This window comes from Vibrio sp. R11-SG3-ISO3-SZ, from assembly GCF_059834345.1.
This window is the reverse complement of the sequence record NZ_JCBDGX010000106.1, coordinates 1-6,384: the sequence shown is the minus strand read 5'-3', so window position 1 is coordinate 6,384 and position 6,384 is coordinate 1. Positions and strand designations below refer to the sequence as shown.

Sequence of the window (6,384 nt, the reverse complement as noted above, 5' to 3'; positions counted from 1 at the left end):
CCCTAATGAACCGCCAATCGTTGCGACCAGTAAGCCAATCAATAGCGGCACCATCGCTCCACGAGATTCACCACCGTTGTTGGAATCACCAAAGGCCAAAATGCCAAACATCAGCACGGCGGTGATGGAAAATTCCACGGCCATCGCACCGCCAAAGGAGAGCGATGGGTTAGGGAAGGTGGAGAAAATACCGGCGGTCGCCAGCGCTTCAGGCGTGTCTCTTGCGATGCCGTTGGCCAGTTCCCATTCGACGAACAGATTGCCATATAAGCCATAGATGAGCGCCGCTGCGCAAAACGCGCCAGCGATTTGTGAGCCGATGTAGGGGATGACTTTGTGTTTTTCAAACCCATGGAAAGCCGTAAGCGCGATGGTCACCGCTGGGTTAATATGCGCGCCCGATACACCTGCGGTGCAGTACACCGCCAGAGCGACCGCCATGCCCCATACAATGCTCACTTCCCACTGACCAAATTGAGCGCCTGTCAGTACTAACGCTGCCACGCAGCCCACCCCCCAGAAAATGAGTAATCCGGTTCCTATAAACTCGGCAATACACTGCCCTAATAGAGTGTGATCTTTACGTATAGCCATAATGATGTCCTTAAGGTTGGATGTTGGTTCGGTACAACAAAAACCGATTGAGCGCGAGTGAGTGTATAGAAAAGGTTGGATATGAAACGGTACTTCGCTCTCATATGAAGTTGATTTGAGCGAAAATGTTTTTATTTTGTTCGTTTTTGTTATCTATTCCACATAAATATCATGGTTAATTAGTGGTGTTAACTAATAGTTAATCTTGGATTACGTAGAAATACTCGCTTATAGTACTTTATTATTAGTGTTTTACCTGATTGTTCACCAGTTGTTCATTAAAACTATCAATTCTTCTCTTACTCCATCTATGTTGTGAAAATACTCAATTAATGTTCGTTCGAGCATTTGTGAGTGTGATCTCGAAACGGTAGCCACAAACCGTGCGAGACTAAAAGCAGAATAGACAAACGGGAGTCGGCGATGGCAACGCGATTTGAAACTCAGGTGGTCATTATTGGCGGCGGCGCAACGGGAGCAGGGATCATGCGTGACTGCGCGTTGCGCGGCATCGATTGTATTTTGGTCGAGCGTGATGATTTGGCTGCGGGCACCTCGGGGCGCAATCACGGTTTACTCCATTCCGGTGCGCGTTATGCGGTGACGGATGCGCATTCGGCGAGAGAGTGCATTCAAGAAAATCGGATCCTTAAACGCATTGCGCGCCATTGTGTTGAAGACAGCAGCGGGTTATTTATCTCATTACCAGAAGATGGTCTTGAGTACCAAAAAACCTTTGTCGACGCATGCCAAGCCGCTGACATAGAGACAAGACTTCTCAGTGCTAAAGAGGCGCTTAAGCTGGAACCCAATGCAAATCCAAGCCTGCTCGGCGCGGTGCAAGTGCCCGATGGCACTTTGGATCCGTTTCGTTTGTGTGCCGCCAATGTGCTTGATGCCAAAGATCACGGCGCGCGTTTATTTACCCATACTCAGGTCACGTCGCTTATTCGAGTTGCAGATCAAGTGCTGGGTGTACGCTGCCAAAGTAGACGCTCGGGCGAGTCTTTTGAGATCTGGGCTGATCAGGTGGTCAATGCTGCGGGCATTTGGGGGCAGACTATTTGCGAATACGCCGATCTCAATATCACCATGTTCCCAGCGAAAGGTTCGCTGTTGGTGCTCGATTATCGCATCAATAATGTGGTGTTAAATCGGTGTCGCCAGCCCGCTGACGCTGACATTCTGATCCCCGCCGATACGATTTCGCTCATCGGCACTACGTCAGAGCACATTGATTACGATCAGATCGATCGCTTAGAAGTGAGCGCCAAAGAAGTGGATTTGCTGTTAGAAGAAGGGGCGAAACTTGCGCCGATCATGGCGCACAGTCGTGTGCTGCGCGCTTATGCGGGGGTGCGTCCTTTGGTCTCCTTGGATGACAATGGCAGTGGTCGAAATATCAGCCGTGGTATTGTGTTGGTGGACCATGAAAGTCGCGACGGCCTAAAGGGCTTCACGACCATTACCGGTGGTAAGTTGATGACCTACCGCTTGATGGCCCAAATGACCACGGATTTGATTGCTACTAAATTAGGTCATGTGGCGGAGTGTGACACTCACCGCCGTCCGCTGCCCGGCTCTGAACCTCCTCAAACCGCCAAGCGTCGCCATGCATTGCAGGCCAAACCGGCAGAATTAGCCGCGGTGGATCGCCACGGTCAACGCGTTATCAGCTATCTCATGAAAACCCCGCAAAGCCAAAGTGTGATATGTGAGTGTGAAATGGTCACCAGTGGCGAAATCGAATACGCGATTAAAGAGCTTGATGTTCACAACCTGACTGATCTTCGCCGCCGGACGCGTCTTGGAATGGGACCCTGCCAAGGGGAGCTTTGCACCTACCGCGCGGCGGGGCTTTTCGATGAGTTTACCCAATGTAGCGGAATAGAATCAGGCGAGCTGTTGGTCGAGTTTCTTGAAGAGCGCTGGAAAGGGGTGAAACCGATTTTATGGGGAGATGCGCTACGTGAGGCCGAGTTCAGTTATTGGGTCTATCAGGGCCTATTGAGTATCGAACCCACCGACTATAACGCACAGTTAACCCGCAACGAGGAGGCGACAGATGCTCAATTATGATGTGGTTGTGATGGGCGCAGGACTATCCGGCCTCAGTGCCGCACTGCGCTGTTTGCAATTGGGCCTTAAGACAGCGGTGGTCTCTAGTGGGCAAAGTGCGATGCATTTTTCATCAGGCTCGATTGATCTGCTCGCCCACTCGCCAGTGACGGGACAGGCGGTGCGCTTACCGTATCCCGCGATAGACGAACTGACGCAAGCTTGCCCAATGCATCCCTACGCTAAATTAGGCGCAGACAAAGTGCGACAAGCGATGCAATGGTTCGGCGCTATGATGGCTGAGCAAGGCTTGCCGATGCGCACCTTAGGTCAAGAAGAAAACCACTTGAGACTCACAACGGTGGGCACGCTTAAACCGACGTGGTTTTCTCAGCCTTATGCGTTGTGTACGGATTTTGATGGGTCAGCGCTCAGCGTTTTTCACCGAATTACTGTGGTATCGATAGCGGGCTTTCGAGATTTTCACCCCAACATGACTCGTGATTACCTTGCGCAGCAACCGATGTTCACAGGCAAAACCATCCGCAGTATCACTGTAGACCTGCCTTCGCTGCGTGGGTTTGGCCGTCAATGTGGCGATCTGCGCTCTATTGATTTATCGCGCTTATTGCGACAGCCCCACGTCCTGAACGAATTCGCTCACCAACTTTTACGTGTGTCTCAAGCGGATGATGCCGTGGTGATACCTGCCTTGCTCGGAAATGGCGATGGGCTAATCCTCCTTGAACAGCTGAGAGTGCAGACACAGCGACAGTTATTTGAAGTGGCGACCATGCCACCATCGTTGATGGGCATACGCATTGAAGAGTGTTTGACTCGCGCGGTTCGTCAGTTGGGTGGCGTGGTGCTCAAAGGTGACAGCGTGGTTGGCGGCGAGCTCATCGAGTCGGAATCGGGATATCAGCTGGAGCAGATTTATACCGAGAAGATGAGCAAGACGCCATTGCGTGCGGCTCACTATATTATGGCGACCGGCAGTTTCTTTAGTGGTGGACTGGTGGCTGAGAGACAAGCCGTGCAGGAGCCGCGTTTTCACTTTGACGTTAGTGCCGATGACGAGCGTGACCACTGGGCCAATGACGCGTTTTTTGCTGCCGACTCCCAACCTTTCTTGGCGTTTGGCGTCAAGACCAATGCCGATTTTTCCCCTCTACTGAATGGCGAGACGGTGGGCAACGTGCGTTGCGTTGGCACTCTGTTGCAGGGCTTTGATCCGATTAAGCAAGGTTGCGGGGGCGGCGTCGCCATCAGCACCGCTTATCACGCAGCCACTGCAATCGCAAAGAGCCATCAACACGCAGCTTTTAAAGAGGAGGTTGAGGTATGAACGCTCAAGTTGGTCAATTGTCTTTTGAAAACTGCATCAAATGCACGGTGTGCACCGTGTATTGCCCGGTCGCCAAGACCAACCCTCTGTACCCCGGCCCGAAACAGTGTGGCCCGGATGGCGAACGCTTGCGCATCAAAAGCCCAGATTACTATGATGAGGCCCTGTCGATGTGCACCAACTGCAAGCGATGCGAAACCGCTTGTCCTTCTGGGGTTCGCATTGGTGATTTGATCGCGAACGCCAAAGGCTCCTTAGGGAAAAAAACGCTTAGCCCAAAAACCGTACGCGATTACGTGCTCAGCCACACCGACTTGTTCGGTTCACTGGCCACGCCGATGGGACACGTTGTCAACAAGATGACGCAACTGATTCCAGTCAAAACTATTTTGGACAAAACCTTAGGGGTGGATCACCACAAGTCCTTACCTAAATATGCCCAAGGCACGTTTCGCGCATGGTTTAAAAAGCACAAGTCGTCACAAGTAAAGTTTTCCCGACATGTGAGCTATTTTCACGGCTGCTATGTCAATTACAACCATCCGCAACTGGGCAAAGATGTGGTTGCGGTCCTAAATGCGATGAATTATGGCGTGACCTTACTCGATAAAGAAAAGTGCTGCGGCGTACCCTTGATTGCCAATGGTTTTTTAGACAAAGCGCGTAAAAACGCGCGAATCAACGTTGAGCAGATGACCGCTGCGTTACATGGCTCCAGCCACGGCGTGATCTCAACGTCATCCAGTTGCTGTTTAGCATTGAAAGAGGAGTACCCTCACGTGCTAGGGGTTGAGAATGATGCCATTGTCAACGACGTACATTTTTTCAGTCGTTTTTTGCTGCGCGCGTTTGAGCAAGGCGAGGGGCCGACACTCAAACCATTAAACAAAGTGGTGGTGTACCACACGCCGTGCCACCTTGAGCGGAGTGGTGAGCATCTTTTTACCATCGAACTGCTTAAACGGATCCCCGGTCTAAACGTGATAGTGTTAGACAGTCAGTGCTGCGGATTAGCGGGTACTTATGGATTCAAATCGGAAAACTACGCCACCTCAATGGCGATAGGGGCGCCTTTATTTGCGGCGATGGAAGAATCCGGTGCGGACTATGCGATAACCGACTGTGAGGCGTGTAAATGGCAGATTGAAGAAAATACTTCCCTCGCGTGTCACCACCCGATGACGTTGTTGGCGATGGTGCTTGAGTCTCAATCTCCTTATCCAAGTAATTAAAGACGACATCTTCGATGGCTTAGCGCTATGATGTCAAAGAACAGACAATCAAAAGGATAGGGCGATGAAGTGGTGGCTAGGCTTGAGTATGGTGCTATTGGCATCAGTGGTGAATGCAGAGGAGGAGGCGCATCAGCCCTTTGTACAGGTGTCGATGACATTAGAGTTGGAGGGGGTTGAGCGGGCATTGGATGACACCCGACAGTCGTTAGATACCATTGGTAGCGCGCTTGCAGACATCGCGCAAAGTGAGCACTTGACAGGGCAACAGCAAGAAAAACTCGACCAAACCATTGGCAATCTCAACGAATTGGTATTGCTCTCTAGACAGTCTATGGAGGCACTGCCAAGCGCGTTTCAGTACTCTAAACAGACCATCGCCACAAAAAGTCAGCAGTTCTTTGATGAGCTGCGCCAGCAAGTGCTGGTGGCGATCGCACTGATTGGAGTGGTCATCATCGGGATAATATCGGCCATTTTTTGGTTCGTGTTGCGTCCGATGCAAGCGACACTGCTCGGCGCGACTTCACATCTCTCCTCAATGGCCGGAGCAATAAAGACCACAGCACAGGCGCTAGACTCGATCTCTCAGCAGCAAGAGGAAATAGCCAAACGGTTAGAATCGGCGCAGTCTTCACCGCGTTGATCTCATCGTGAACAGAGTTGACATGACGGTAAAGTAAGAGTGACCGCTTCATTTGGATTGCACGTAAAACCCTCGAACAATGAGGAGTACACATGCAATCTATCAACGTCGTCTGGTTTAAGCGCGATTTGCGGCTGAGCGATCATGAGCCACTTAATCGCGCTTTAAAGACAGGAAGACCGACATTACTTTTGTATCTATTTGAGCCAGAGTTGCTCGGCAATCCCCACTACAGTGAGCGGCATTGGCGCTTTGTGTGGCAGTCACTACAAGATCTCAATCAGCGACTGGCCCCCTTTGAGGGTGAGGTTCACTGCCTGCAAGGTTCAGCAGAAGCGTGTTTCGAGGCGTTGGCGGAGTGTTACACCATTGCCGCCGTCTATTCCCATCAAGAAATTGGTTTAGATGTGACTTTCCAACGAGATCGGCGCATGAGCCAATGGTTCAAACAAAAAGAGATTGCTTGGTTTGAATCGCCGATGGGCGCAGTGATTAGGGGAGCGAAG

At 51.2% G+C, this 6,384-nt stretch carries 6 protein-coding genes; 5 read left to right on the top strand and 1 reads right to left on the bottom strand.

Going from position 1 to position 6,384, the window contains the following annotated elements; translation table 11 throughout:
• On the bottom strand, positions 1–594 hold a 594-nt coding region (locus AC6R1O_RS13650), incomplete at its 3' end, for an MIP/aquaporin family protein (protein WP_500657216.1).
• Between the two features lie 423 nt (positions 595–1,017).
• Between AC6R1O_RS13650 and glpA the strand changes: the two genes are divergently transcribed.
• From glpA to AC6R1O_RS13625, 5 genes are all read left to right on the top strand, one after another.
• On the top strand, positions 1,018–2,673 hold the full coding sequence (gene glpA, locus AC6R1O_RS13645; protein ID WP_500632091.1) for an anaerobic glycerol-3-phosphate dehydrogenase subunit A: 1,656 nt from the start codon (positions 1,018–1,020) through the stop codon (positions 2,671–2,673).
• Positions 2,660–4,000 carry a glycerol-3-phosphate dehydrogenase subunit GlpB gene (gene glpB, locus AC6R1O_RS13640; protein ID WP_500657215.1) on the top strand — a complete coding sequence of 447 codons (1,341 nt, stop codon included), beginning with the start codon at positions 2,660–2,662 and terminating at the stop codon, positions 3,998–4,000. Before glpA ends, glpB begins: the two co-directional genes overlap by 14 nt.
• Positions 3,997–5,232, top strand: coding sequence for an anaerobic glycerol-3-phosphate dehydrogenase subunit GlpC (glpC, locus tag AC6R1O_RS13635; protein WP_500657214.1), 1,236 nt, complete (start codon positions 3,997–3,999; stop codon positions 5,230–5,232). Before glpB ends, glpC begins: the two co-directional genes overlap by 4 nt.
• Before the next feature lie 64 nt (positions 5,233–5,296).
• Positions 5,297–5,878 (top strand): hypothetical protein, encoded by a 582-nt coding sequence (locus AC6R1O_RS13630; protein ID WP_500657213.1) that lies wholly within the window; start codon positions 5,297–5,299, stop codon positions 5,876–5,878.
• A 92-nt stretch (positions 5,879–5,970) separates the two neighbouring features.
• On the top strand, positions 5,971–6,384 hold a 414-nt coding region (locus AC6R1O_RS13625), incomplete at its 3' end, for a deoxyribodipyrimidine photo-lyase (protein ID WP_500657212.1).